The sequence below is a fragment of the Sphingorhabdus sp. genome (assembly GCF_046292425.1).
In the GTDB taxonomy this organism is placed as follows: Bacteria; Pseudomonadota; Alphaproteobacteria; order Sphingomonadales; family Sphingomonadaceae; genus Sphingorhabdus_B.
The window spans coordinates 25,226-49,913 of record NZ_JBKBQV010000010.1 but is presented as its reverse complement, the minus strand read 5'-3'; the positions used below and the strand labels follow the sequence as shown (position 1 = coordinate 49,913).

General features: G+C 54.5%; 24 protein-coding genes and 1 tRNA gene. 17 read left to right on the top strand and 8 right to left on the bottom strand.

Going from position 1 to position 24,688, the window contains the following annotated elements; translation table 11 throughout:
* A complete protein-coding gene (locus ACK4S7_RS03845) occupies positions 1-1,290 on the top strand; it encodes a dihydrolipoamide acetyltransferase family protein (protein WP_409644649.1) in 1,290 nt (429 codons plus the stop codon).
* Here the strand turns inward: ACK4S7_RS03845 and ACK4S7_RS03840 are convergent.
* The 4 genes from ACK4S7_RS03840 to ACK4S7_RS03825 all read right to left on the bottom strand — a co-directional run bounded on the left by ACK4S7_RS03840 (position 1,287) and on the right by ACK4S7_RS03825 (position 9,865).
* Positions 1,287-6,320, bottom strand: coding sequence for a hypothetical protein (locus ACK4S7_RS03840; RefSeq protein WP_409644648.1), 5,034 nt, complete (start codon positions 6,318-6,320; stop codon positions 1,287-1,289). The genes ACK4S7_RS03845 and ACK4S7_RS03840 overlap by 4 nt on opposite strands.
* 68 nt (positions 6,321-6,388) lie before the next feature.
* Entirely contained in the window at positions 6,389-7,504 is a 1,116-nt protein-coding gene (locus ACK4S7_RS03835; RefSeq protein ID WP_409644647.1) for a hypothetical protein, read from the bottom strand.
* Between the two features lie 91 nt (positions 7,505-7,595).
* Positions 7,596-8,699 (bottom strand): hypothetical protein, encoded by a 1,104-nt coding sequence (locus tag ACK4S7_RS03830; RefSeq protein WP_409644646.1) that lies wholly within the window; start codon positions 8,697-8,699, stop codon positions 7,596-7,598.
* Positions 8,700-8,833: 134 nt separating this feature from the next.
* Entirely contained in the window at positions 8,834-9,865 is a 1,032-nt protein-coding gene (locus tag ACK4S7_RS03825; RefSeq protein ID WP_409644645.1) for a hypothetical protein, read from the bottom strand.
* 256 nt (positions 9,866-10,121) lie between these two features.
* Here ACK4S7_RS03825 and ACK4S7_RS03820 point away from each other — a divergent pair.
* Positions 10,122-10,198 (top strand) — tRNA-Asp (locus ACK4S7_RS03820).
* 10 nt (positions 10,199-10,208) lie between these two features.
* On the opposite strand, the gene ACK4S7_RS03815 is transcribed toward ACK4S7_RS03820, so the two are convergent.
* From ACK4S7_RS03815 to ACK4S7_RS03800, 4 genes are all read right to left on the bottom strand, one after another.
* Positions 10,209-10,445, bottom strand: coding sequence for a DUF2842 domain-containing protein (locus ACK4S7_RS03815; protein WP_409644644.1), 237 nt, complete (start codon positions 10,443-10,445; stop codon positions 10,209-10,211).
* Entirely contained in the window at positions 10,442-11,011 is a 570-nt protein-coding gene (locus ACK4S7_RS03810; RefSeq protein WP_409644643.1) for a 5-formyltetrahydrofolate cyclo-ligase, read from the bottom strand. Before ACK4S7_RS03810 ends, ACK4S7_RS03815 begins: the two co-directional genes overlap by 4 nt.
* Before the next feature lie 216 nt (positions 11,012-11,227).
* The gene (locus tag ACK4S7_RS03805) at positions 11,228-11,548 is read right to left on the bottom strand and encodes a cell division protein ZapA (protein ID WP_409644642.1); all 321 of its coding nucleotides are present in this window, start codon (positions 11,546-11,548) and stop codon (positions 11,228-11,230) included.
* On the bottom strand, positions 11,541-11,732 hold the full coding sequence (locus ACK4S7_RS03800; RefSeq protein WP_409644641.1) for a hypothetical protein: 192 nt from the start codon (positions 11,730-11,732) through the stop codon (positions 11,541-11,543). Before ACK4S7_RS03800 ends, ACK4S7_RS03805 begins: the two co-directional genes overlap by 8 nt.
* A 219-nt stretch (positions 11,733-11,951) precedes the next feature.
* Between ACK4S7_RS03800 and tkt the strand changes: the two genes are divergently transcribed.
* The 15 genes from tkt to nuoF all read left to right on the top strand — a co-directional run bounded on the left by tkt (position 11,952) and on the right by nuoF (position 24,686).
* The gene (gene tkt, locus ACK4S7_RS03795; protein ID WP_409644640.1) at positions 11,952-13,910 is read left to right on the top strand and encodes a transketolase; all 1,959 of its coding nucleotides are present in this window, start codon (positions 11,952-11,954) and stop codon (positions 13,908-13,910) included.
* Between the two features lie 11 nt (positions 13,911-13,921).
* Positions 13,922-14,929, top strand: a complete 1,008-nt coding sequence (gene gap / locus ACK4S7_RS03790; RefSeq protein WP_409644639.1) for a type I glyceraldehyde-3-phosphate dehydrogenase — start codon at positions 13,922-13,924, stop codon at positions 14,927-14,929.
* Between the two features lie 7 nt (positions 14,930-14,936).
* Positions 14,937-16,136: a phosphoglycerate kinase gene (locus ACK4S7_RS03785; protein ID WP_409644638.1), complete on the top strand. Its 1,200-nt coding sequence runs from the start codon at positions 14,937-14,939 to the stop codon at positions 16,134-16,136.
* A gap of 77 nt (positions 16,137-16,213) precedes the next feature.
* Complete coding sequence (locus ACK4S7_RS03780) at positions 16,214-17,101, top strand: fructose bisphosphate aldolase (protein ID WP_409644637.1); 888 nt, start codon at positions 16,214-16,216, stop codon at positions 17,099-17,101.
* A 72-nt stretch (positions 17,102-17,173) separates the two neighbouring features.
* Positions 17,174-17,797 carry a thiamine phosphate synthase gene (gene thiE, locus ACK4S7_RS03775; RefSeq protein ID WP_409644636.1) on the top strand — a complete coding sequence of 208 codons (624 nt, stop codon included), beginning with the start codon at positions 17,174-17,176 and terminating at the stop codon, positions 17,795-17,797.
* Between the two features lie 81 nt (positions 17,798-17,878).
* Complete coding sequence (efp, locus tag ACK4S7_RS03770) at positions 17,879-18,442, top strand: elongation factor P (protein ID WP_409644635.1); 564 nt, start codon at positions 17,879-17,881, stop codon at positions 18,440-18,442.
* On the top strand, positions 18,442-19,260 hold the full coding sequence (locus tag ACK4S7_RS03765) for an inositol monophosphatase family protein (protein ID WP_409644634.1): 819 nt from the start codon (positions 18,442-18,444) through the stop codon (positions 19,258-19,260). Before efp ends, ACK4S7_RS03765 begins: the two co-directional genes overlap by 1 nt.
* Before the next feature lie 101 nt (positions 19,261-19,361).
* Entirely contained in the window at positions 19,362-19,736 is a 375-nt protein-coding gene (gene ndhC, locus ACK4S7_RS03760; protein ID WP_409644633.1) for an NADH-quinone oxidoreductase subunit A, read from the top strand.
* Positions 19,727-20,263: a NuoB/complex I 20 kDa subunit family protein gene (locus ACK4S7_RS03755; RefSeq protein WP_409644632.1), complete on the top strand. Its 537-nt coding sequence runs from the start codon at positions 19,727-19,729 to the stop codon at positions 20,261-20,263. Before ndhC ends, ACK4S7_RS03755 begins: the two co-directional genes overlap by 10 nt.
* Positions 20,260-21,066 (top strand): NADH-quinone oxidoreductase subunit C, encoded by an 807-nt coding sequence (locus ACK4S7_RS03750; protein WP_409644631.1) that lies wholly within the window; start codon positions 20,260-20,262, stop codon positions 21,064-21,066. The genes ACK4S7_RS03755 and ACK4S7_RS03750 overlap by 4 nt, the downstream gene beginning before the upstream one ends.
* A gap of 2 nt (positions 21,067-21,068) precedes the next feature.
* Positions 21,069-22,274 carry an NADH-quinone oxidoreductase subunit D gene (locus tag ACK4S7_RS03745; RefSeq protein WP_409644655.1) on the top strand — a complete coding sequence of 402 codons (1,206 nt, stop codon included), beginning with the start codon at positions 21,069-21,071 and terminating at the stop codon, positions 22,272-22,274.
* Positions 22,274-22,453 (top strand): hypothetical protein, encoded by a 180-nt coding sequence (locus ACK4S7_RS03740; protein ID WP_409644630.1) that lies wholly within the window; start codon positions 22,274-22,276, stop codon positions 22,451-22,453. Before ACK4S7_RS03745 ends, ACK4S7_RS03740 begins: the two co-directional genes overlap by 1 nt.
* Positions 22,446-23,117 carry a complex I 24 kDa subunit family protein gene (locus tag ACK4S7_RS03735; protein WP_409644629.1) on the top strand — a complete coding sequence of 224 codons (672 nt, stop codon included), beginning with the start codon at positions 22,446-22,448 and terminating at the stop codon, positions 23,115-23,117. The genes ACK4S7_RS03740 and ACK4S7_RS03735 overlap by 8 nt, the downstream gene beginning before the upstream one ends.
* 136 nt (positions 23,118-23,253) lie before the next feature.
* Positions 23,254-23,391 carry a hypothetical protein gene (locus ACK4S7_RS03730; protein ID WP_409644628.1) on the top strand — a complete coding sequence of 46 codons (138 nt, stop codon included), beginning with the start codon at positions 23,254-23,256 and terminating at the stop codon, positions 23,389-23,391.
* A complete protein-coding gene (nuoF, locus tag ACK4S7_RS03725; protein WP_409644627.1) occupies positions 23,391-24,686 on the top strand; it encodes an NADH-quinone oxidoreductase subunit NuoF in 1,296 nt (431 codons plus the stop codon). The genes ACK4S7_RS03730 and nuoF overlap by 1 nt, the downstream gene beginning before the upstream one ends.
* Positions 24,687-24,688 lie beyond the last annotated feature (2 nt).

The following is a 24,688-nucleotide window of genomic DNA, read 5'->3' as shown; positions in this document are numbered from 1 at the left end:
ATGCCCAAATTTACATTTAATCTGCCCGACATTGGTGAAGGCATCGCCGAGGCCGAAATCGTCGCTTGGCACGTCAAGGTTGGTGATATTATTTCCGAAGACCAGCCCTTGGCCGACATGATGACCGACAAGGCAACCGTCGAGATGGAAAGCCCGGTTTCGGGTGTGGTTACCAAGGTCGCAGGGGAAGCTGGCGATGTGATTGCCATTGGCGCGATGCTTGTTGAGATTGAGGTTGCAGGCTACGCAAGCAACGAGGCCGCCGCGGCACCAAAGCCGGCAGCAGCGGAGCCAGTGTTGGCTGCGGTTGTTGAGGATGAAAATCCGCACGCGCCAGAGCCCGAGGCTGAAGCCGTTTCCGACGTCAAAACATCTCAAAGCGTTGCTTCGCCACCAGTTCAGCCTGTTGCGCCATCTGCTCAAGGACATGAAAAAGTCACCGCATCGCCAGCCGTTCGCCAGCGCGCCAAGGAGTTGGGCGTTGACTTGACTGACGTCAAGGCGGCAGGCGGACATGTTCGCCATTCTGACCTTGATGCTTTTCTGAGCTACGGAACGCAAATGGGGTATCGGCCTGCTAACACTAATGCGCGGCGCGCGGACGAGGCGGTCAAGGTCATAGGCATGCGCCGTCGGATCGCCGACAATATGGCCGCATCGAAACGCCACATCCCGCATTTTACATATGTAGAGGAAATCGACGTAACAGCTATTGAAGCGATGCGTGGCGATTTGAACGCGAACCGCGGGACCAAGCCAAAGCTTACCATGCTACCAATGCTGATTGTGGCGATTTGCAAAACTATCCCGCAGTTCCCGATGATCAACGCGCGCTTTGATGACGAGGCCGGCGTTGTCACCCGTCACGGCGCAGTTCATCTCGGCATGGCGACGCAGACCGATACTGGGTTGATGGTTCCAGTTATTCGCGACGCGCAAGACCGCAACATATGGCAACTGGCGAGCGAAATTTCCCGTCTGGCCGAGGCAGCACGCAGTGGCTCAGCCAAAAGCGAAGAGCTGTCTGGGTCGACCTTGACGATCACCTCGCTTGGCCCCCTTGGCGGTATTGCGACGACCCCGGTTATCAACCGCCCTGAGGTTGCAATCATTGGACCCAACAAAATTGTCGAACGGCCCATGTTTGTCGGCGACAATATCGAAGCGCGCAAGTTGATGAACCTGTCCATTAGCTGCGACCACCGCGTCGTGGACGGGTGGGACGCAGCCAGTTATGTTCAGGCGTTGAAGAAGCTGATTGAAACACCGGTCCTGCTTTTTGCCGATTAAAAGGGATGGCCAGGCAGGGTCGTTTGATCGAACTTCAGCTTGAAGGTTAAAAAGGGACCTGAGCGGCTATAACGCGCCGCCTCAAAATCACGATCTTCGAAACCTACGATGTTATAGCCAATGACGATGTTCGCGTTTGTGAACGGCGTAACCGTCAGCATGGGGCCGGCGGCGTAAGCAACATTGTCACCGTCGTTGCCGATGCGGATTGTGCCCGATGCACCCAAGTCGGCATATTTGCTGATATCCAAATGTAGATCACCGCCGAACACGTTGCTCCAGCCTTCGATATCGTCGCTGCCGAAACGGTCTGTGGCGTAACGTGTACCCCAGAAGAAAGAATATTCACCGCGCTCGACAACACTTCCCAAACGTTCACCAACGGGCGTGAAATTAACGGATAGACTGTTGATTAACCGTCGCGATTCGGCTTTGCCGTCAATGTTTAATAATGCGCCGTCAATAGGCCCCGCCCTGCCGGCAACGGCATCGCGAACAGCATCATAGCGGAACTCCGTCTTGTTCAGGAGCGACCATGCGCTGGTACCCGGACGATAAGCCCAACTAATTTCGGCTCGAGCTGTCGTTGTCCGGGCGCCACCGGACTGTTGGGCACGGAACCAGCTAAGTGCTCCTCCAACTGCGCGTCCTTCACCGATTTGTCGTAATATCGCAGTCGTCAGACCATAACGCGTATTGTTATCGCCCTTTCGCGCCTCGGCACGGCCCGTCCAGCTCCATGAGGTGCCGCGGAAGCTGGCACCTGCGGTCACGGCTGTAAAGTCCTCTGTAAGTGCGTCCCGCGTTCCCAGGAAGCCTCCAGATGCTACTGGTTGGTCTGGATTGACCACGTCGGCAGGGTTGACCCCGCCAATAGTTTTGTTGCCGTCAAGCGTGACATCAGCTGACCATTGTTCATTGATCCGGACCGATTGTGCGAGGCCGTAGGCGGCAAAGGTCCGTGGTCCGAATTCTGTCATCTGCTGTTGGTTGGCGCTGGCAAGAACACGCCCGCCAGTCCAAGGCGTAACGTCAAAACCAAGCCGGGCGGTCCGTGCGTCAATGTTCTGGCCCCGGGCTATCTCGTAACCCGCAACCAGAGCAACACCTGTTCTGATATGATAGCGAGCAAAAATATTGTGGCGTGCCGGAAAATCGATGCTTTCGTCATTGCTATTAAGTGCAAATTCCGTTTGCCCTGATATATCGAGCTTTCCGTCAAAGAACTGCTGCGATGCACCGAGGCGCGCCAGTGTGGATTCGTTCGTTGTCCCATCCGAAAGTGCATCGCTGGCGTGTGTAAGCCCAATGCGAAAGGTTGTTTCGTCGGCGCGATATTCGATTTCGCCGATGGCAGCTCGGCGGCGCGCGTCATTGCCGAAAAATTCTTCCTGATAGGCGATCAGCGATGTTGAAAGTTTTTCAGTCAGACGGACCCGGCCATCAACACCAAATTTGCGTGTACCGATCTCTGAAAGATTTTGCTGGCCGACACCAAAGCCTGCCTGCTGCTCCCGAATATAGGCGAGTATGTCAAATCGTTCGTCATGATGCTCGGCTTCAAGTAGCCACGCTGTACCATTCCCACTATTTGGAGTAACTGCGGAAGATTGCGATTGCGAGGTGGAACCTGCAAATTCCGCACGCACTTCAGTGCCGACGCCAACACGGTAAGTGAGATCGGCGCCCAGCAGATCGGTCCTACTGATGTCGCTTTCGTCATGGATTCCAGTCGCTGCGATTTGCAATTTTTCGTCGTCGCTTGTCCAGCGGACACGTGCGCCTGCATTCCCCACGCGCTTGCCGATGCCGTCAACTTCATATTCTGCGATGATGAATTGTGAATTGAGGCCAGTGGAACGCGACAATATTGGTTCACGGAAGCGAAGGGTGCCTGACAAATAATCGATGTCATAGTCGATATGCCGAAACATGCTTTTGGTTTCGATAATGCGATCCGACCTAAGCCGGTCGCGGGTCTCAACGCGCACGCGTTCGGTGTTGGCGATAATATCGCGCGCGCCAAGATTGTAGGGGCCAGACAGGCCGTTGCCCTGAATTTCCTCACGGCGATAGCGATAGGGCGTATCCGAACCAAAGGCGCTGGCCTGAATGGCATCATTACGAAATTCGGCCTTGATGCCGTTGAAAGACCGCTGATAGCGGGCAAGCCCCGGTTCATCGATGCCGGTCTGGTAATCACCAAATAACGCATAAAATTGCGGACGTTCAAGCTTGAGATACAAGCGGCGTACCGATGCTGCGTCGTAACGCTGGTCGGTGCCGTCTGCGTAGATTGTGTAATAGCGGCGCGGATCGATGATGCCTGCAAAGCGGGTTTCGTCGTCTTTCTTGTCAGTATCATAGGCCATGGTCATCAACCAGTTGCCCGTCACTCGACCCTTTGCGTATAATGCAATGCGGCCATCCACATTTATGGGGTCGCCGTCGTCCGCGAGGTCTTGAAGTCCTTCTTCAAGCTTGTTGAAGCCTACGGTTCCTGCAGCGAAACCCACGATGGTCCAAGGCCGGTCACCAGGATCGAGCCATGTTTCAACGCGCTGTTCCCTGCGAACCTCGCCATCGGTAAAATTGAAACTGATGGCAACCGTACCCGACGCAGTGGTCGGTTCGAGTTCGATATAGGCAAGGCCGTTGTCGCCGTGGACGCGCCATACTGGTGCCGCACGCTCCAGTCCCGACAATTGGTTAGCTTGTTCGGCATCGACCTCAGAAGCTGCGTGGTAGGGATCGGAGACTTGGTAATTCCCCACGGAACCATGCTGCACCGGTTTCCCTGACCGGTCGGTCAGGCGTACAACAATGCGCGGTCGTGTTACGCCGTCAGCTATCAGAACAGACTGGTCCTTCATAAACTGCGCCAACATCGGTGGGCGAGCGAAATAGACTGTGCGCTCCAGTGTCTCGATTAACACCGCGTTTGAATCCTTAATCCGCGCGACAAGTCTGTTTTCACCGTCGTCGATATCAACGCCGCGCCAGATAGCGACCAATATCTGTCCATCGGCATTTTTCTTCACGCCGTCAAAGTTAAGGGCGCTTACCGGGGTGCCATTGGCCAAGAGCTCAACGGTTTGCCCGGCGCGATGCTTCACGGCGACGCGGATCGATTTTACACGAGGGTTTTGGTCTGCGTCCGGATAGACAAAGCCAGTTCCCGGTTCCTGTCCGGTAAACCAGTCACGCTCGGCACCTGCAGCTTGCGGGTCAGTGAGGACAGTTGGCAATGCCGCAACGGCTTTCCGTGTGTCAGCCCGAGTGGCCGTGGTTTTTGTGCGGAAGTCACCCCGTTTCAGGTCGCCGCCCTTACCGTCGACAAAGCGTGAAATGGCACTTCCTGCGCTGCGCGTGTTGTCAGTGCAATCAACGGGTGTTTGGTCAAGCGGCAGACTGGCCGGGTCAATCTGAACCACATGGAGCCCGGGAACGAGCCCTTCAAAATGGTAGCGACCATCTTGGTCGGTGATTGTGTAGGTGCCGTCCTGAAGCATCACGCGGACACCTGGTATACCCCTGGCCTGACGCGGATTGACAGCGCAGCCGCCATTTGTAACCTGTCCGATGAGTGTAAATCTTTCAGAAATGCCGTCTCTTACGATGCGGATTGCGGCATCGACCGGTCCGCTTTGTGCGCCGCGATTGTCAACAGCGCTGGCCAAGTTGACGGCATTACCAGGCCGTGCGTCTTGCCTGACCTCTGCTATGTAGGTCAGCAGTCCATTCGCCCCCGGTGCAAGTTGCGGTAACGAAATAGTAAAGCCACTGCCATTTGGCGCAACGTCGGCAATAAGGGGGGCGCCCTGATACCTCACGCTGTTTTCGCGGAGACGTAGTGCGCTTGGAAGCTGGTCGGTTATCCTCACTTGCCCCGAATTACGTGTACGGTCCGGGTTCTCGACCGTAATGCGATATTGGATCAAGTCGCCGGGCATTGCAGTGACCGTCGATGTCTCTTTTCGCAAAGTCAGCGCACCGCCGGGGCGGTCCAAGGGAATATCGACCCTGACCGGCGCTGGATCGAACAAGGTGATCGTCCCACCATAAGATCCTGGCAAAATAGCAAAAGCGCCGCCATCAGGCCGCGAAAACGCAGAAAGTTCGTCTGGCGTGGCGGTGGATGGGAATGTGAAGGGGGCAGGTGGTGTGACAACCAGTCGATATGTACCGCGGCGCAGAAACGGGAATCGGTAGAAACCGGATGTAAATGCATACACAGTGCCGCTGGCATCTGTGACAGTGGACCCTGTTATGACACTGTTGGGGTAAGCAGAAATGCCGTCATCGCCGAACACATCTGCGGGCTGTCCGGTAGCGGCATCCACTATTGTGATGCGGGTGCCGTTCACGGGCGCACCGTCACCGCTGTCAAACGTTACACCAAAGGGATCGACCAAGATTTCTACACCGGCATGGCCTACAGCCGATCCGCTCGAAGCATCGTCCAGTTCTACATCTATCGTATCGCCAGGGTTTACTGATAAAGCGCAATCACCCTCGATTGGTGTGGGCGGAATCGCTTTGGTGTTGATATAGCCCGTGAATGTGCCTGCGTTTTGGGCATCTTCGGTGAACGAAATGCTCTCCCTGTCGCCCTTGGAAGTCACGATCATGGCATCGAACAAATCTATCACTGCCATATTAAGGTTCTTCGTTGGCGCGTTGACCCGGATAACGAGTGGCTCGCCCGCTCGGATGGTCGTGGCTGGCAACAGGCTCGCTGCCGCCAGCTGGGTATCGGCATAAGCGCCGGCGAATGTCATTGGTGTCCGGCCTGCGCTTCCTGCACACATTGTGAGGGGCAGCGGTTGCGTTATTGATCCGGCGCCGCGCGAAAGGCGGTATAGCGAAATACCTACGGGACTTGGATCAAGGTCAACGGTAAATTCCACGGTATTCGAACTTGCAGATAATCGGCCGTTGCCCGCGTCCCACTCAGCCGAGGCCGTATTCACGATGCTTCTGGGCGCATTTTGCCCATGCGCGGTTGTCGTGGCGGCAGGGAGAAGCATGCCGGTCGCTAGTACCAGCGTGGCTCGCTTGAGAAATTTCGTGAATTTTACCATGATGCAGCGGAGCTCTAGTTAACCGTCGCGCGGAAGATCAGCGCGCTGGCGTTTCCGCCGTTGAGATTCGCCAGTGATCCTTCCACCGTGTTGGCAAGCGAGCCGAAGCTGCCGCCGTCGGCGTCGCTTGCGCTGTCCGAGATGGCAGTGCCGCCTGAACATATCTGGCTGACACCTGGCGTCGTCACAGTGCCGTTGATACGGATAGAGGTGGGAACATATGTAATGTTCGGCGGCAACATATCCGAGATGGTAATATTCGATGCTGGCGAACCGCCAGAAGCATTCTCGACCGAAATGCAATATTCGACAACAGCACTGGGAACGGCTTTTGAATTGTTGCTGCTTACGCCGTCGCTGACCACCCGACTGCTTTTGAAGACGCTTAGTGTTGGTGCGACGACCGTATAACTGTCGATCGCTTTATCAACACCGTCGCGAGCGATGGATGCGCCGCCAAGTCCAGTTTTCGCTACATCGGCAAATACCGTTTCCACAGTGTTGGCGCCATTTGCCGTAGAATCCGTTGCAACGTTGAACGAAACAACATTTGCAGGGCTTCCGCTAGGGTCCCGCGCGGTGGCGAAAAGGTGTACTGTCGCTGTTTGACCGACCGTAACGGACGATGGAATGTTCGTGACGACAAAAATGAAGCGTGATGTATCTGGAGCGAGATTGTCGACATACCACGCATTGTCTGTGGCGGACTCGTAAGTGCCATTGCCGTTTACATCGACCCAAGCAAAGGGCGTGACATCGAACGAATCCTGCCCGCCATGGGGCGAGTTTGTACCAGTAGGAAGGTTGAAGGCTCCAAGGCTGAAATCCAGAGTGTCGTTGGACGTGTTGGTCAACTGAAAACGGGTAACCTGGGCGGTCTGTCCCGGGCCTACCGTCGTTGTTCCGGTTGGTGCCGCCTCGACCAGACTGAATATAACCTTTCGGTCGATCTTGAATGTGTCCGAGGCACTCACCGATGTTTGGGTGACGCCGCCCACGTCAAAGCTCGCTGTGATGTTGTTCAAAACGTCCGTGCCCGGCGCGGTACCGCCAGCAAGTGCCGGTGCGGCGCACAGCATTGCCAGTGCCACTGACGCTGAAATAGCGGCCAGTTTGAACAGTCTGATCATCTGGCAGATCAGCCTATTGAGAGATTTAGTTACCGAGCCCATTACAAAGGTGGGCGATGGCAGTATCAACTGCACACCGCCCGCTGATTGCTTAATTAATGGTTGCTTGGAAAATGAGAGCGCTTGAGGTGCCCCCGGAAATGTTCGTCAGCGAACCGGCAACGGTGTTTGCGGGCGAACCAAAACTTCCGCCATCAGCGTCGCCAGAACTATCCGTTGCTGCCGTTCCGCCACTACAGCTTTGGCTTGCACCCGGTGAAGTAACCGTCCCGTTAATGCGGATTGAGGCCGCAACATAAGTCGTGTTTGTCGGCACAAGGTCGGATATGCTGATATTTGTGGCCGTAGCACCCCCAGCCGCATTTGCGACGGAGATACAATATTCCACTACGGCGCCGGGGATCGACTTGAAGTTACTGGTGCTTACGCCATCGCTTATAATTCGGCTGCTTTTAAACACGCTCAAGACAGCAGCCGACACGGTATAGCTGTCGGTTGCAACGTCGATACCATCACGAGCGGATGATGTACCTGCAACGCCGCTTTTGGCGGTGTCAGCGAATATCGTTTCGACTGTCATTGCACCGTTTGCGGTTGAATCGGTAACCGCGACAATGGCGCTACCATCGCTTTCCAAAGCGGTCGCGGTTAGCTGGACTCCTGCAATCTGGCCGTTTGTGGCTGAAAGCGGGACGTCACCTACAACAAAGATAAAGCGCGACTCATCAAGGCCGAGATTATCGACCGTTGTTGCCGTATCAGTTGCAGGCTCATAAGTTCCGTTGCCGTTTGCGTCGACAAAGAATGAAAATGACGTCAGATCAAATGCATCTTGTCCGCCATGGGCCGCATTGGTTGACGTTGCTTGCTGGATTGCGGATAGGTTGAAATCCAACGTGTCATTCGACGTGTTCGTTAATTGAAAACGTGTAACCTGTCCGGCCTGGCCCGGGTTTACCGTCGTGGTGCCCGTCGTTGCCGCTTCAATTAGGCTGAAGATAATTTTTCGGTCGACCTTGAACGTATCTGATGCGGATATCGTCGTTTGGGCGACCCCTCCGGTTTGATAGTTCACATTTACGGTATTCAATATGTCCGTGCCTGGTGCGGTTCCCCCAGCAAATGCAGGTGCAGAGCACAGCATGGCTATTGATACCGACGAACAGGCAGCGAGCAGTTTAAGCGTACTGGTCATTGCTTAATACTCCTGTTGTATTCACTGATTGCGTCCACGCCGCTGCAATCGAAACGGTTTCGCGGTCTATTAAACGACCACGAAAGAGTTAGTTTTAGCCAAGGTGCATTGTGTGCCTTTGGAGCGATGGCACGTCATTGGATGACGACCTTGAAAGTAACTGTCCGGGTTTCACCTGCAGGAACATTGCCTGCCGCTACAGCTACACGTGTGCCGTTAAATGTTCCGGGGTCGGCGTCGGCTGCATCAGTCAATGCAACTGCCGCTGATGCAGATTTTTGAAGCGTGAGCGATCCGGCTTGATAGGCAGACCCCGAGGGAATTGGATCGGTAATGACAAGATTATTGAGGGCGCCATCGCCGGAAACTGTCGCTACCAATCTATACGTCACCAATGCTCCTGGTACAGCGCGCTGTCCGCCAAACGGGTCTGCGATGGAGGCCGATTTGACGAGCGCCAATGACGCAGATTGAACGACCAGAAAGCCGTTTGCCGCAGCTTGTGCTGTGCTTGACCCAATGACGGCATTTCCACCGCCTTGTCCTTGCCCGGCGAAAGACGTGCCGGCTATGCCCGCGCCTGTGACGGCGGTAGCGGTCATGCCAACGCTCGCTCTTGCACCATTTGCGGTGCTCAGCGGTGTGGAAGTCACGACAAATACTGTCTGGCTCTGGTCCGGTGCGATGACTGGGTCATTTGCGCCGGCAACGTAAACCACATCTACACCGGCATCATATAGGCCGTTATTGTTACCATCGATGACGATGTGCTGGAGTGTTGGATCAAAATCGTCTCCGCCAGACGCAACATCAACGTTTAACGCAAAAGCTTCATCGCCATTGCCGGTGTTTGTAATCCGAAACGACTGGACACTGCCAGTTTTCCCGGGGTTCGTTATGACGTCGCCCGGATCGGTATTGACGACGGCAACATCGAGTAGCTCGTCAACTTTGATTGTCACCGTGTTGGTTGTGATTGTTACCGGTCCACCCGCTGTGTCGAACGTTGCTGAAGCAACATTTTCGATATCGGTGCCGGCGATAGTGCCCGCAGCAAATACAGGTGTGCTCGTTGAAAGCAGCATAAGCGCGCAATAGGGGAACCGTTTCCGCCGAATGGACGAAAGGGTCGGGCTTTTTCTGTTTGAAAGTGGGATACTGGACATGGGCGGATATATGCCGGAACAGTATCAAGAAAATATTAATACCAGTCGCGGGTATTAACCATTATAAGTCATTGAGAATAAATAACTATATTAAGACCAGATGCATTTCAAAATGTAAACTGGTGAAAAATATACAACGTTTGCAACGAGGCGGTGCAATTTTTGGTTAACGTCGATTTCCCTGAAATCATCCTTTTCCCACAAATGACGTTGACAGAATCTTGCGCCGCTTATAGTGCGCCCCCACCGCAAGTTAGCGGGTGTAGCTCAGTTGGTTAGAGCGCCGGCCTGTCACGCCGGAGGTCGCGGGTTCGAGCCCCGTCACTCGCGCCACTTCTCAGGTCTAAGTCTTGGGTGGTGCGCGAAAGGATCCCGTCTCCATCCAGATCATCAATGGTCGCATTGGTGCAATCCAGATGACGCCAGCAACCAGGTAGATTACACTTTGAACGGCAATGTGCTGTGCGCCGATAAAATCGGATGCGCTCACTACGATAATTGACCACACCAAAATGATCAGCAATATCGCCAGCATACCAGCAGGTTTGCGCCAGGTTGGTTGCTTAAGTGGTGCTGTCATAACGTTATCCAAGATTTTTCAGTGAGAATGGCGTCAAGAGGCACGTCCCATATGTCCGTTTCAAGGGCAGGAGCGTGCTGCACGGACCAGGCAAGGCCAATGGCAACGGATTGGTCAAGCAGGCTCAGTGCCCTGTCATAATGCCCTGCACCCTGTCCAAGCCGCATAAGCCGATCGTCAAAAGCGACCAAAGGCACCAGCACAATGTCAGGCGCGCATTCCTTGGAATCGTCGGCAGGCTGTTGTAACCCGAATGGCCCGCGCACCAAAACCTCGCCTGGTCTCCAGCGCAGGAAACGCATCGGGGCTACTTTACTTGTTACATGAGGCAAAGCGATCTCGCACCCAAGCCCGTACGCTTCAGTCAGATATGCCGCTGGGTCGACCTCTGAGCCCACGGCGACATAGCCAGCGACAATTTTTCCAAGCCCAAGATATTTTTTGAGGGGCGAAGGGATTTTAGAAAACGCCAGCGCACGATCTTGCGGTGACAATGCATCCACAAACCTGTCACGGATGCAGCGATATTCCAATCGCTGCGCCTGTTTTTCATTCTCTGAGGACACGATTTTTCCTGAAAATTGTTGGCGGAACCATCATGGGTCGTTTCCCGGAATATCCTCTGACGCCAGGACGTCAGGTGGGCACCGTGTGATCCGGACCTTAAGGTTTCCCAAACGGCCCAGGCAGGGACAGCTCCCTTAGATAGATAATCGCCTCAGGGATGTTCTCATCAGTTCGTGCCGGACAGTACCGCCAGCTATCAATATAAGCGCGTTACGTTAATTCTCAAGTCTTAGTGCGAGATTTTCCAACCGGGTCGCAAGACCCTCCAAAGCATCGGCCGATTGTGCCATCGTTTCGATTGTTTGGGCATTATGTGTTGTTACGCCTGCATCACTGTTCGCATCATGCAATTTATCGGCAAGCAACAACGCAGAAAATAACAAAACCCGGGTTTCGTTGAGACCATTGGACCCTCCGCCGGCTTCACGGGCGCTAGCATCTACCATAGCACCGAGAGTCTGTAACCGCTGCTCTTCGCCCGGGTTGCAGGCAACAACATAGTCACGGCCAGCAATAGTTAGTTTAACGTCAGGCATCCGTCTGCACCGCTAAAATCTTATCAATTTCCTGGATAGCGGCCAAAGCCTCAGCTTTCAGGCGTTCATGCCTTTCGACAAGTTCTCCATCACCCGTCGTCGCCCGAGGGGTTGCTAGTTGTTCGACCCGAGACAGGGCACGCTCAATTCGGCCGATTGCAACAATAAACCGTTCGTCTGCCATGGGTTACGTTCCTCTACTCAGGAACCGTAACAGAGTATCTGTGCAATGCAAATGTATGAAGGCGTATTTAAGCACTGTTTCCCTGGAAAAAGTACGTGGCTCACTTGACGGTAGCCGCCTGCATCCGCAAAGGGTTCGCACCAACGACTCGACGGTGCAGCAAATTTTAAATTGCCCCGTCTCCCGCTTCCGTTCGGGAGTAACCAGTGGGGAAAGAACATGACTGTTAGTGACCAGCAAATGGCCAATGCAATTCGGGCACTGGCCATGGATGCTGTGCAGGCCGCAAATAGCGGCCATCCCGGGATGCCCATGGGCATGGCTGACGTCGCAACAGTCTTGTATTCGAAATTCCTCAAATTTGATCCCAAATCGCCCGATTGGGCTGATCGTGACCGTTTCGTCCTGTCAGCGGGGCATGGTTCGATGTTTGCGTATGCGACCTTGTACCTTACTGGTTACGCAAGCCCGACGATTGATGATATCCGTAATTTCCGCCAATTGGGCAGCCCGTGTGCTGGCCATCCGGAAAATTTCCTTATCGACGGCATAGAATGCACAACGGGGCCGCTCGGGCAGGGGCTCGCGATGGCCGTCGGCATGGCCATTGCCGAGCGTCATCTTAACGCGCGTTTTGGCGACGAGCTTGTCGATCACCGCACGTGGGTAGTGGCAGGCGACGGTTGCCTAATGGAAGGCATCAACCATGAAGCGATTGGTCTCGCCGGGCATCTTGGCCTTGGCCGTTTGATCGTTTTCTGGGACGACAATCGCATCACCATTGATGGTGCAACCGACCTTTCGACCAGCGAAGATATTGCAGCCCGGTATAAAGCGACTGGCTGGCATGTTGAGGCATGCGATGGCCATGATTTCAATGATATAGAACGCGCAATTCAGGCGTCGCTGGCGGATGCCCGTCCGTCGCTGATTGCTTGCCGTACCCTTATCGGCAAGGGATCGCCCAATAAAGAGGGCACAAAGGCACCACATGGCAGCCCGCTTGGGGAGGACGAAATCGTTGCTACCCGCGCAGCAATTAACTGGCCCTATCCGGCATTTGAGATTCCGCAGGACATATTGTCTGCTTGGCGTGCAACGGGTGAGGCCGGTGCGCATGCCCATGATGAGTGGCAGTCACGGCTTGCCGCTTCCGGGAAAGCGGCTGAATTCAAGGCGACCATGGCAGGTGAGCCCAGCAACGCATGGCTTAAGCCGCATCTGGAAAGTCTGATCGCTACGCCGCAAAAAATCGCTTCGCGCAAGGCTTCCGAAATTGCCTTGACTGCTGCAACCGCGGCGATACCCGAGTTACTCGGTGGATCAGCCGATTTGACCGGTTCAAATTTTACCCGAACTATATCCACTAACATTTTAGACAAAAACGATTATTCTGGGCGTTATGTCAATTACGGGATCCGCGAATTCGGTATGGCAGCGGCGATGAACGGTATGGCGTTGCATGGCGGCATAATTCCCTATGGGGGCACATTCCTGATTTTCTCGGACTATTGCCGGGCCGCCATTCGCCTGTCCGCTTTGCAAGAGACGCGGGTCATATACGTGATGACCCACGACTCCATTGGCGTTGGCGAAGACGGCCCGACGCATCAGCCGATTGAACAAATTTTGTCGATGCGGCTGATTCCAAATCTGAACGTGTATAGGCCCTGTGACACGATTGAGACGGCTGAATGCTGGGCCTTGGCAATTGATAGTGCCTCAACCCCTTCAGTCTTGGCGCTGTCACGCCAGAACCTGCCTCAATTGCGCACGGATATAAGCGAAAACTTCTCCGCCAGAGGCGCTTATAGGCTTTTTGCAGCCAATGCTGACCGGAAGGTCATTTTGATAGCGACGGGCTCCGAAGTCGAAATCGCTGCGTCGGTTGCCGAGAAGTTGGAAGCGCAGGGGATTGGCGCAGACGTGGTCTCCATGCCAAGCTGGGAGCGCTTCGACGCGCAGCCTGCAGCCTATAAATCAGAGCTTTTACCCACAGGCACCCTGCGCGTTTCGATTGAAGCGGGCACAACTATGGGTTGGGAGCGTTATGTCGGCGACGGCCTTCGGATCGGTATTGATAGCTTCGGCGCATCTGGTCCAGTTGACGCACTTTACGAACATTTCGGCCTGACGGCCGATAAAATCGTCCCGGAAATAATCGCCCGATTGGGCTGATAGGAGCAAGCATGACTGTCAAAGTAGCAATTAACGGATTTGGCCGGATCGGTCGCCTCGTCGCACGTGCGATATTGGAGCGCGATGACCATGATCTGGAGCTGGTTGCGATTAATGATCTTGCGCCTGCCAAGGCAAACGCACTGTTGTTCAAGCGTGACAGCATCCACGGAGCATTTCCGGGCACGGTAGAGGCCGATGGCAATGACATCATCGTTAATGGCAAACGGATCCACGTCACCGCCGAGCGAGACCCAGCCAATTTGCCACATGCGGCAAATGGTATCGACATCGCTCTGGAATGCACCGGTTTCTTCACTGACCGTGCAAGCGCCGAAAAGCATTTGGCCGCAGGTGCCAAGCGCGTTCTCATCTCCGCCCCGGGCAAAAACGTAGACAAAACGGTGGTTTTTGGCGTCAATCATGACGTGTTGACTGCGGATGACGTCATTGTTTCAAACGCGAGCTGCACCACCAATTGCTTAGCCCCATTGGCGAAGGTGCTGAACGACGCCATCGGGATTGAGCGCGGATTGATGACCACGATCCACAGCTACACCAACGATCAAAAAATTCTCGACCAGATCCATGACGACATGCGTCGTGCCCGTGCAGCGGGAATGTCGATGATTCCGACAACAACCGGCGCAGCGCGCGCTGTTGGCGAAGTTATGCCGGAGTTGAAGGGCAAGTTGGACGGCTCGGCCATTCGCGTGCCGACACCGAATGTCAGTATTGTTGACCTGACCTTCACGCCAAAACGTGATACAAGCGTTGACGAAGTAAATGCATTGCTGAAAGCAGCTTCGGAAGGCACATTGAAGGGCGTGCTGGCCTATTCGGACGAACCCTTGGTCTCAATCGATTATAACCATTGCCCTGCAAGCTCGACTGTCGACAGCCTGGAAACAGCGGTTATCGACGGCAAACTGGTGCGTGTACTGAGCTGGTACGACAATGAATGGGGTTTCTCTAACCGTATGGTGGACACTGCCGGTGTCATTGGCAAATTGCTCTAAGGATATATTGATGGCATTTCGCACGCTCGACGATCTGGGAGACATTAGGGGAAAGCGCGCGCTTGTCCGCGTTGACCTGAATGTCCCAATGGCCGACGGGCGCGTTACCGACGAGACGCGGATGCGCGCGCTCTTGCCGACAGTCCTTGAACTGGCGAATAAAGGTGCCAAAGTCCTTCTGCTCGCGCATTTCGGTCGTCCCAAGGGTGCCAAGCACAGCGAAATGTCTGTTTCAATGGTCTTGGATGCCCTGCAAGAAGTGCTTGGCCGCGAGATCATGTTTGTACCGGAAATTGCGGGTGATGTTGTAACGCAATCGGTCGGGATTTTAGCCGATGGCGACATCGCGCTCCTCGAAAACACGCGGTTCTGGCCCGGCGAGGAGAAGAATGATCCGGATCTTGCGCGCGCTGTCGCCGCAAATGGCGATTTCTATGTAAATGACGCATTTTCTGCGGCGCACCGCGCACATATGTCAACGGAAGGGCTGGCGCATATCCTGCCGGCTTATTCTGGTCGTTCGATGGAAGCCGAGTTGAAAGCCCTTCGGGCGGCCTTAGGCTCACCGGAACATCCGGTCGCGGCAGTCGTTGGCGGCGCCAAAGTTTCTACAAAGCTTGATGTCCTCAATAATCTTGTGAAGCAAGTCGATCACCTGATTATTGGTGGTGGCATGGCGAACACCTTTCTGGCGGCGCGCGGTGTGAACGTAGGCAAATCCTTGTGCGAACATGAACTCGCTGATCAGGCCAATGCTATTATGGATGCAGCGGACGCTGCCGGTTGCACGGTGCATTTGCCGTATGACGTCGTGACGTCAGTCGAATTCCGCGCGAATCCTCCGGTCCGGATAGTGAACGTTCATGAAATTGCTGCTGATGAGATGATCCTCGACGTTGGACCAGCAGCTGTTGAAGCTTTGGCCGATGTTTTGAAAAATTGCCGGACATTGGTTTGGAACGGTCCGTTGGGCGCTTTCGAAATTGAACCTTTTGACGCTGCGACGGTTTCACTTGCGCGGACCGCGGCTGCTCTGACGCGTGAAGGTTCGTTGGTGTCGGTTGCGGGTGGTGGTGATACTGTCGCTGCCTTAGCTCATGCTGGAGTTACGGAGGATTTCACGTTTGTTTCAACCGCGGGAGGCGCGTTCCTCGAATGGATGGAAGGCAAGCCGCTGCCCGGGGTAGATGCCTTAAATATCTATTAGACATGCGGGGCAACGCCCCGTTTTTTTCGACTGTCGATGCATACGTATGCCCGACCCTGCAAAACAGGAATTAATTAATGAATTACAAGGACATGATTGAAAAAGTTGCGAACGGTTCTGGCTTTATTGCTGCGCTTGATCAAAGCGGCGGTTCAACTCCAAAAGCTTTACGTGGCTATGGAATAGAAGAAGACGCGTACGGTAGCGACGAAGAAATGTTTGCATTGATTCACGACATGCGCGTGCGGATCATGACTTCACCAAGCTTTTCCGGTGAAAAGGTTTTGGGTGCCATTTTGTTTGAACGGACGATGGATGGGGAAGCGGGCGGCAAACCTGTGCCTGCAACGTTGCAGGACCGGGGCGTTGTCCCCTTTCTGAAAGTCGACAAGGGTCTTGAGGACGAGGCTGAGGGCGTTCAACTGATGAAGCCAATACCTGGTCTCAATGAACTGCTACAGCGCGCAAGGGCCAATGGTGTTTTTGGTACAAAAATGCGTTCGGTTATCAACGCAGCATCGTCATCAGGCATTTCCGCTATTGTGAAACAACAATTTGAAGTGGCGGAGGAAATACTTGCCGCCGGGTTGATGCCCATAATCGAACCTGAGGTAAACATTAAAAGCGCGGATCGCGCGCGGAGCGATGTCATTTTGCGCGACGAAATCTTGAAGGCGCTCGACAATGTCTCAGTTGATCATCAGGTTATGTTGAAGCTTTCAATACCCGCGGAACCTTGCACGTTTGATGCGTTAATCACGCACCCGCGCGTGTTGCGCGTGGTTGCGCTGTCCGGCGGCTATGCCCGTCCTGAAGCCTGTACTGAACTTGCCAAGAACAAGGGCATGATCGCGAGTTTCTCACGCGCCTTGTTGGAAGATTTGCGCCACGAGATGACAGACGAGGAATTCGACGCCGCGCTTTCGAGCGCCATCGACGAAATCCATTCCGCGTCGGTGACCTAAGTTTGGAGAGGGGCCGGCGGCAAATGCGCAAGATGTTTGCCGCCGGCCTAAAGCGTCGCTAATGAGCGCGGCATGAAAGAATTTCCCTGCCAGTTATATCTCATTTCGCCGCTCGAAGTCGGTGGAGATTTCCCGTCCCAGCTTGAGGCTGCGTTGTCCGCTGGCCCGGTAGCCGCGTTTCAGTTCCGCGTGAAAAATATCGACCAGCACGAGGCAGCGGCATTGGCAGAGCCGCTGCAGGCCATTTGCGCAGCACATGAAGTCGCGTTCATCGTAAACGACAGCGTTGCCCTGGCAAAACGTTTAAAGGCCGACGGCGTGCATCTGGGGCAAGGTGACGGCGACGTGCGCGAAGCGCGCGAATTACTAGGGCGCGACGCGCAAATCGGTGTTACCTGCCACAATAGTCGACATCTTGCGATGGAAGCTGCCGAAGCCGGCGCCGACTATGTGGCTTTTGGCGCATTTTATCCAACGCCGACGAAGCAAGTTGAACATGTTGCCGAACTCGACACTCTGCAGAAATGGTCGTTCATAACTGAAGTCCCCTGTGTGGCAATCGGGGGCATTACGCCGGAAAACGCAAAGCCGCTTATTGATTCAGGAGCTGATTTCTTGGCGGTTAGTGGTGCAGTGTGGAATCACCCGCAAGGCCCTGCCGAAGCGGTAAAGGCGTTCAACGCACTGCTTGCCTAATTGCGTCACCATCGCTAAAGGCCCCGTCCAACGGCACGTTTTCGCGTGCCTGCTCTTTCAATCTGTCAAGCGAGTGCACTCATGAAAATCAACGCGGTTGAAATCAAGCCGGGTAACATTCTGGAATATGAAAACGGCCTGTGGCGCGTCGTAAAGACTGCGCATACCCAACCGGGTAAGGGCGGCGCATATATGCAGGTGGAACTCAAGAATCTCCGCGACGGTCGCAAGAACAACATCCGCTTTCGTTCAGCGGAAAGCGTCGAAAAGGTGCGCCTTGACCAGAAAGACTTTCAATTTCTCTACGCCGAAGGCGACAATCTCGTGTTCATGGACAAGGAAACCTATGATCAGGTGACTTTGCCAAGTGATCTCTTGGGCGATGCCGCCGCTTTCCTTCAGGACGGCATGGATGTGGTTATGGAAATGTACGACGACGAAGCGCTTTCCGTCGCTTTACCGGACCAGATCGAAGCGACGGTGGTTGAGGCTGACGCTGTGGTCAAAGGGCAAACAGCGTCTTCAAGCTACAAGCCTGCAATCCTCGATAATGGTGTGCGCGTCATGGTGCCGCCGTTTATCAGCGCAGGAACGCGTATTGTGGTCGATGTTTATGAACGGGAATATGTCCGGAAGGCCGACTAATGCCAGCGTTGACAGGTCTGTTGACCATCATGGAGAAAGCTGCGCGTAAAGCAGGTGGCAAGCTTCGCCGCGACTTTGGCGAAATCGAACATCTACAGGTGTCGCAAAAGGGACCAGCAGACTTTGTTTCGAAGGCCGATGAACGCGCCGAAGATACGATTTTCCGTGAACTCGAAATTGCTCGGCCCGATTGGGGTTTCCTCATGGAAGAAGGTGGCGAGATTGCCGGGGCAGAGGGGAAGCCCCGGTTCATTGTCGATCCGCTCGATGGCACCAGCAATTTTCTCCATGGCATACCGCATTTTGCCATTTCGATCGCGGTGCAAGATCCCAAACCCGACGGGTCGGGTTGGGGCGATATTTTTGCGGGCCTCGTGTACAATCCAATTACGGATGAAAGCTTCTGGGCCGAACGCGGCAAAGGTGCGTGGCTCGGTAACCGCAGGTTACGCGTGTCCGCACGTCGACAATTGAACGAAGCGCTGATCGCGACAGGCACGCCGTATAAGGGGCATGGCGACTTTGACGAATGGGGCAAGATTTTTGGCGCAATTGGTCCTTCGGTTTCGGGCATCCGCCGCTTTGGAGCAGCAAGCCTTGACCTGGCATGGCTAGCTGCAGGTCGCTATGACGGTTTTTGGGAAAGTGGCTTGTCACCATGGGATACGGCCGCTGGATGTCTTTTGGTTCGGGAAGCTGGCGGCTTTGTAACTGACTATCGCGGACGAAGTCCGCATATTGCAGACGCTCAGGTTTTGGCAGCAAATGACATATTGCACAGCAAGCTGCATAAGTTGCTGGTAGGGGCCATAAAATAAACCACGAAAATGGTGGAAAAATGCCGAGTCTTGGCCTTGCAGGGGCGGATTCTTCTGCCTAAAAGCGCCGCAACTTACGAGGTTTCGGAAGTGAGTCTGATATGACCGATTTGTCGCAATATTTGCCCATACTGCTGTTTCTGGTGGTTGCACTTGTCCTGTCGTCGGCATTCGTGTTTTTGCCGATGGGTGTATCGCGCCTGACGGGCACGCATAAACCAAATGAGGCAAAGCTGTCCGAGTATGAATGCGGGTTTCCCGCCTTTGAAGACTCACGAAGCCAATTTGATGTTCGCTTTTACCTTGTTGCGATCTTGTTTATCATTTTTGACCTCGAAGCAGCCTTTTTGTTCCCTTGGGCGGTTAGCTTGGGGGAAACGGGTTGGATCGGTTGGGGCACAATGATGCTGTTCCTGTTCGAACTGGTCATCGGGTTTATTTATGCTTGGAAAGTGGGAGCACTCGAATGGGAGTAATCACCCCGGCACACTCTGACGTGCAAGCGCCGGATGCGGCGTTCTTCAAGGATATTGAAAGCGAAGTTAATGACAAAGGTTTTGTCGTTTCTTCGGCGGAAGACCTGTTCAATTGGGCCCGGACGGGTTCCTTGTGGCCAATGACTTTTGGACTTGCCTGCTGCGCGGTCGAGATGATCCATGGCTATATGCCGCGCTATGATTTTGAACGCTTTGGTATTGCGCCGCGCGCATCACCGCGTCAGTCCGATGTAATGATCGTTGCGGGCACCCTGTGCAACAAAATGGCACCCGCCCTGCGAAAGGTTTATGACCAGATGTCAGAACCAAAATACGTTATCTCTATGGGCAGTTGTGCAAATGGCGGCGGCTATTATCACTACAGCTATAGCGTCGTGCGTGGTTGCGACCGTGTAGTGCCAGTAGATATTTACGTTCCCGGATGTCCGCCAACTGCAGAAGCGCTCTTGTACGGCATCATGCAACTACAGCGCAAAATCCGCCGGACAGGGACTATAGAACGGTGAGCCATTCCGCGCCTTTAATTACCACGCCTGACGGTACGATAGAAGCGATCTCAAAATCGCTTGGTAAGCATATGGTTTCAATAGAACAAGCCAATGGTGAAGTCGCCGTGCATGTTCACCGCGACGCGTTGGTGGAGTCAATGGTCCAACTCCGCGATGTATGCGGGTATCAGCAATTGATGGAAATGGCCGGGGTCGACTGGCCCGATCGTGATCCGCGGTTTGAGGTTGTCTATTGCCTGTTAAGTCTGACAAAGAACCACCGAATCCGCGTGCATCTGACGACGAATGAAGATCAGCCAGTTCCGTCGGTAACGGGTATCTGGCCTGTGGCTGGTTGGCTGGAGCGCGAAGTGTTCGATATGTACGGGGTGCTTTTCTCCGGCAACCCGGATTTGCGGCGTATTTTGACCGATTACGGCTTTTCCGGCCACCCGCAGCGTAAGGACTTTCCACTGTCGGGATATGTCGAGCTGCGGTATTCCGAAGAAGAAAAGCGTGTGAAGTATGAGCCGGTGCAATTGGCGCAGGATTTCCGAAATTTTGATTTTCTGTCGCCCTGGGAAGGCGCGGATTATGTCCTACCGGGCGACGAGAAAAATGGTGAAGGTGCGGGCAAGGGCGCAACGCAGCGGATGACAGCGGAAGAAGTTAAAAAGGACCCGGTTAAGCCAAGTTCGCCGCCGCCAGGTACCCCGAAAACGACTGACACCGCGACGCAAACGGGTGCTGGCAAGGCCGCGAACAAGGAAGCGGTCAAGCGCAGCGTCCGCAAGCCGAAGGCGACGGGAGACAAAGCATGAGCATGCAACAGGATCTCGCCCCAACCACTGGTGATGAAGTTATCCAGAACTACACCATCAACTTTGGGCCTCAGCATCCCGCAGCGCACGGCGTTTTGCGTCTGGTGATGGAGTTGGACGGTGAAATCGTCGAACGGCTTGATCCGCATATCGGCCTTTTGCATCGCGGCACTGAAAAGCTGATCGAGTACAAGACCTATTTGCAGGCGTTACCTTATTTCGATCGCTTGGATTATGCATCGCCGATGGCGATGGAGCACAGCTATGTGCTCGCGGTCGAGAAGTTGTTGGATTTGGAAGTGCCCATTCGTGCGCAATATCTGCGTGTGTTGTTTGCTGAACTGACGCGTATTAAGAACCATACGTTGAACATCGCGCACCACATTATCGATGTTGGCGCAATGACCCCGCCATTGTGGTTGTATGAAATCCGCGAAGATATAATGACCTTTTACGAGCGGGCAAGCGGCGCACGTATGCACGCGGCATGGTTCCGCCCTGGCGGCGTGCATCAGGATGTGCCGTTAAAGCTGCTAACCGACATTGCTGAATGGTTGGACGATCGCATGCCGCGCCTGTTCGAAGACGCTATGTCGCTGGTGGTCGACAACCGCATTTTTAAGCAGCGCAACGTCGATATCGCGATCGTGTCCAAGGAGGACGCGATCAAGTGGGGCTTTTCCGGCCCAATGATCCGGGGCGCAGGTATTCCCTGGGACATCCGCAAGAGCCAGCCTTACGACGTCTATGCCAAGATGGAGTTCGACATTCCTGTTGGCACGCGAGGGGATTGCTATGACCGTTTCATGGTCCGTGCTGAAGAAGTGCGCCAATCAGTCCGAATAATAAAGCAGTGCTTGCAACAAATGCCCGAAGGCCCGGTCTGCAGCGATGATCGCAAGGTCGTCCCGCCAAAGCGGGCAGAGATGAAGCAGTCGATGGAAGCATTGATCCATCACTTCAAACTTTATACCGAAGGCTTCAAAGTGCCCGCAGGGAGCGTCTACGTGGCCACTGAGAGCCCGAAAGGCGAGTTCGGGGTCTATCTTGTCTCCGATGATACAAACAAGCCGTACCGCTGCAAAATCCGTCCAACGGCGTTCTCGCATTTGCAGGCGATGGATTTTATGAGCCGTGGACACATGCTGGCCGATACACCCGCAATATTGGGTGCGCTCGACATCGTGTTCGGGGAGTGTGACCGCTGATGACACGTGAACTTATATTTTTGGCATCAGCGGCTTTTGGGTCGGTCGCGTTGGTCGCGGCCTATCTCTATTTATTTCATGCCGAGGTGTCGGCAAAGGAAGTGGGTTCGACCGCTGCTGCCATGATGTTCGGCGCATATATCGGTCGGATTTGGGGACGGAAAGAAGCACATGGCTGACGCGGTACACATCCCTGATGAGGCTGAAACCCGGGCTAAATGGGGCAGCTTTGCCTTTTCGCCGGAGTATAAAGCGAAAGCTGATATCTTTATCGCCCGCTATCCTGCTGGACGTGAGCAATCGGCCGTGATGGCGCTGCTTGACCTTGCGCAGCGTCAGGTCGGCGAAGAAACCCAAACGCAGGGCTGGCTTCCCATCCCAGTGATCGAATATGTCGCGGGCTATCTCGGGATGCCTTATATGCGGACTTATGAGGTCGCTACTTTTTACACGATGTACAATCTTGCGCCGGTTGGCCGATACCATGTTCAAGTGTGCGGGACCACGCCATGCATGTTGCGCGGGAGCGACGACATCATGGCGGCTTGTAAGAACCGCGGCTTGGTCAAGGGTGCCACGACACCGGATGGTATGTTCACGCTGAATGAGGTAGAGTGCATGGGCAACTGTGCTTCAGCGCCTATGGTTCAGATCAACGACGATAATTACGAAGATCTCGATTATGACAGCATGACGGCCATCCTCACCGATTTGGTCGAAGGCAAGCAACCGAAGGTCGGAACGCAGCTGCCGGGGCGACACACAGTTGAACCTTATGGCGGCGCGACGACTTTGCAGGCGATGGTAGACAGGAACCATGATTATCGGGAGGAGTGGAAGTGAACCATTACTTTACACCTCGCCGTCACCGTGAACTTGTTTCTGGGTCCAGTTCGCCTTCTTACTCGTCGGCCAGTGTGGCACGACGGATGCTGGCCCAAGTCCATCATCACGGGCTGTTCAATGAGGGGGCGGTCTAATGGAATTGCTCCCGCTAATCGGCGTTCTCATCGCCGCGTTCGTTGCGTGGAAATTGCTGACTGGCATCATTAAACTTGCCGTCATTGGCTTGCTCATTGCTGGTGCTGCTTGGTTTCTGCTTGGAGGTTTGGGCTGATGCTCGCTGACAAAGACCGCATTTTTACCAACCTGTATGGCTATCAGGATTTTGGGCTGAAAGCTGCACAGGTGCGTGGTGATTGGGACAAGACTGCTGACCTCATGAAGGTTGGCCAAGACGCGATCATTGAGGAAGTGAAAGCCTCTGGCCTACGCGGTCGCGGCGGCGCTGGTTTTCCTACGGGTATGAAGTGGAGTTTCATGCCGAAGGAGCCAACGCCCGAACGTCCTAATTTCTTGGTGATCAATGCCGATGAATCCGAACCGGGTTCTTGCAAAGACCGGGAAATCATCCGCCACGATCCGCATAAATTGATCGAAGGCGCACTGATCGCCGGTTTCGCCATGCGCGCGCGCGCCGCCTATATCTACATTCGCGGTGAATATATCTTTGAAGCCAAGATTCTCGAAAAGGCAGTTGCCGAAGCCTATTCAGCAGGCTTGCTAGGCAAGAATGCTGCAAAATCAGGCTATGACTTCGACGTCTTCGTCCATCGCGGGGCCGGCGCATATATCTGCGGCGAAGAAACCGCGATGATCGAAAGCCTTGAGGGCAAAAAGGGTCAGCCGCGTCTGAAGCCCCCATTTCCGGCAGGCGCAGGGCTTTATGGTTGCCCCACGACAGTGAACAATGTCGAGAGTATCGCGGTAGTCCCAACAATTCTGCGGCGTGGTGCGGCTTGGTTCAAAAGCTTCGGTCGTGAAAATAACCATGGCACGAAGCTGTTCCAGATATCCGGTCATGTTGAAAAGCCGTGTGTTGTCGAAGAAGAAATGGGCATTCCATTTCGAGAACTGATCGAGAAGCATTGCGGCGGCATTCGCGGCGGATGGGACAATCTGCTTGCAGTCATACCCGGCGGTTCGTCCGTCCCATTGGTCCCTGCGGCCATGATGATGGACGTACCGATGGATTTTGATGGCTGTAAAGAGGTAGGATCCGGCCTTGGCACAGCAGCTGTTATCGTGATGGACAAGTCCACCGACATTGTGCGGGCCATCGCCCGGTTATCCTACTTCTACAAACATGAAAGCTGCGGCCAATGTACGCCGTGCCGCGAAGGCACGGGCTGGATGTGGCGCGTGATGGAAAAGATGCGTACCGGTAACGCCGACATTGGCGATATCGACACTCTGTACGATGTAACCAAACAGGTCGAAGGCCACACTATCTGCGCGCTTGGCGATGCAGCGGCTTGGCCGATCCAAGGCCTTATCAAACATTTCCGTCCGGAGATGGAGCGGCGCATTCATGAAGCCAAGGGCGACAATATGTTGGAGGCGGCGGAGTAAAA

Excerpts from the sequence above, each read along its gene's own strand:
- ACK4S7_RS03840 (WP_409644648.1), bottom strand. The coding sequence starts at position 6,320 with ATGCTTCTCCCTGCCGCCACGACAACCGCGCATGGGCAAAATGCGCCC.
- efp (WP_409644635.1), top strand. The coding sequence starts at position 17,879 with ATGAAAATCAACGCGGTTGAAATCAAGCCGGGTAACATTCTGGAATAT.
- ACK4S7_RS03825 (WP_409644645.1), bottom strand. The coding sequence starts at position 9,865 with ATGTCCAGTATCCCACTTTCAAACAGAAAAAGCCCGACCCTTTCGTCC.
- ACK4S7_RS03745 (WP_409644655.1), top strand. The coding sequence starts at position 21,069 with ATGCAACAGGATCTCGCCCCAACCACTGGTGATGAAGTTATCCAGAAC.
- ACK4S7_RS03780 (WP_409644637.1), top strand. The coding sequence starts at position 16,214 with ATGAATTACAAGGACATGATTGAAAAAGTTGCGAACGGTTCTGGCTTT.
- ACK4S7_RS03765 (WP_409644634.1), top strand. The coding sequence starts at position 18,442 with ATGCCAGCGTTGACAGGTCTGTTGACCATCATGGAGAAAGCTGCGCGT.
- thiE (WP_409644636.1), top strand. The coding sequence starts at position 17,174 with ATGAAAGAATTTCCCTGCCAGTTATATCTCATTTCGCCGCTCGAAGTC.
- tkt (WP_409644640.1), top strand. The coding sequence starts at position 11,952 with ATGACTGTTAGTGACCAGCAAATGGCCAATGCAATTCGGGCACTGGCC.
- ACK4S7_RS03815 (WP_409644644.1), bottom strand. The coding sequence starts at position 10,445 with ATGACAGCACCACTTAAGCAACCAACCTGGCGCAAACCTGCTGGTATG.
- ACK4S7_RS03755 (WP_409644632.1), top strand. The coding sequence starts at position 19,727 with ATGGGAGTAATCACCCCGGCACACTCTGACGTGCAAGCGCCGGATGCG.
- ndhC (WP_409644633.1), top strand. The coding sequence starts at position 19,362 with ATGACCGATTTGTCGCAATATTTGCCCATACTGCTGTTTCTGGTGGTT.
- nuoF (WP_409644627.1), top strand. The coding sequence starts at position 23,391 with ATGCTCGCTGACAAAGACCGCATTTTTACCAACCTGTATGGCTATCAG.
- ACK4S7_RS03845 (WP_409644649.1), top strand. The coding sequence starts at position 1 with ATGCCCAAATTTACATTTAATCTGCCCGACATTGGTGAAGGCATCGCC.
- gap (WP_409644639.1), top strand. The coding sequence starts at position 13,922 with ATGACTGTCAAAGTAGCAATTAACGGATTTGGCCGGATCGGTCGCCTC.
- ACK4S7_RS03800 (WP_409644641.1), bottom strand. The coding sequence starts at position 11,732 with ATGGCAGACGAACGGTTTATTGTTGCAATCGGCCGAATTGAGCGTGCC.
- ACK4S7_RS03805 (WP_409644642.1), bottom strand. The coding sequence starts at position 11,548 with ATGCCTGACGTTAAACTAACTATTGCTGGCCGTGACTATGTTGTTGCC.
- ACK4S7_RS03740 (WP_409644630.1), top strand. The coding sequence starts at position 22,274 with ATGACACGTGAACTTATATTTTTGGCATCAGCGGCTTTTGGGTCGGTC.
- ACK4S7_RS03830 (WP_409644646.1), bottom strand. The coding sequence starts at position 8,699 with ATGACCAGTACGCTTAAACTGCTCGCTGCCTGTTCGTCGGTATCAATA.
- ACK4S7_RS03735 (WP_409644629.1), top strand. The coding sequence starts at position 22,446 with ATGGCTGACGCGGTACACATCCCTGATGAGGCTGAAACCCGGGCTAAA.
- ACK4S7_RS03835 (WP_409644647.1), bottom strand. The coding sequence starts at position 7,504 with ATGATCAGACTGTTCAAACTGGCCGCTATTTCAGCGTCAGTGGCACTG.
- ACK4S7_RS03730 (WP_409644628.1), top strand. The coding sequence starts at position 23,254 with ATGGAATTGCTCCCGCTAATCGGCGTTCTCATCGCCGCGTTCGTTGCG.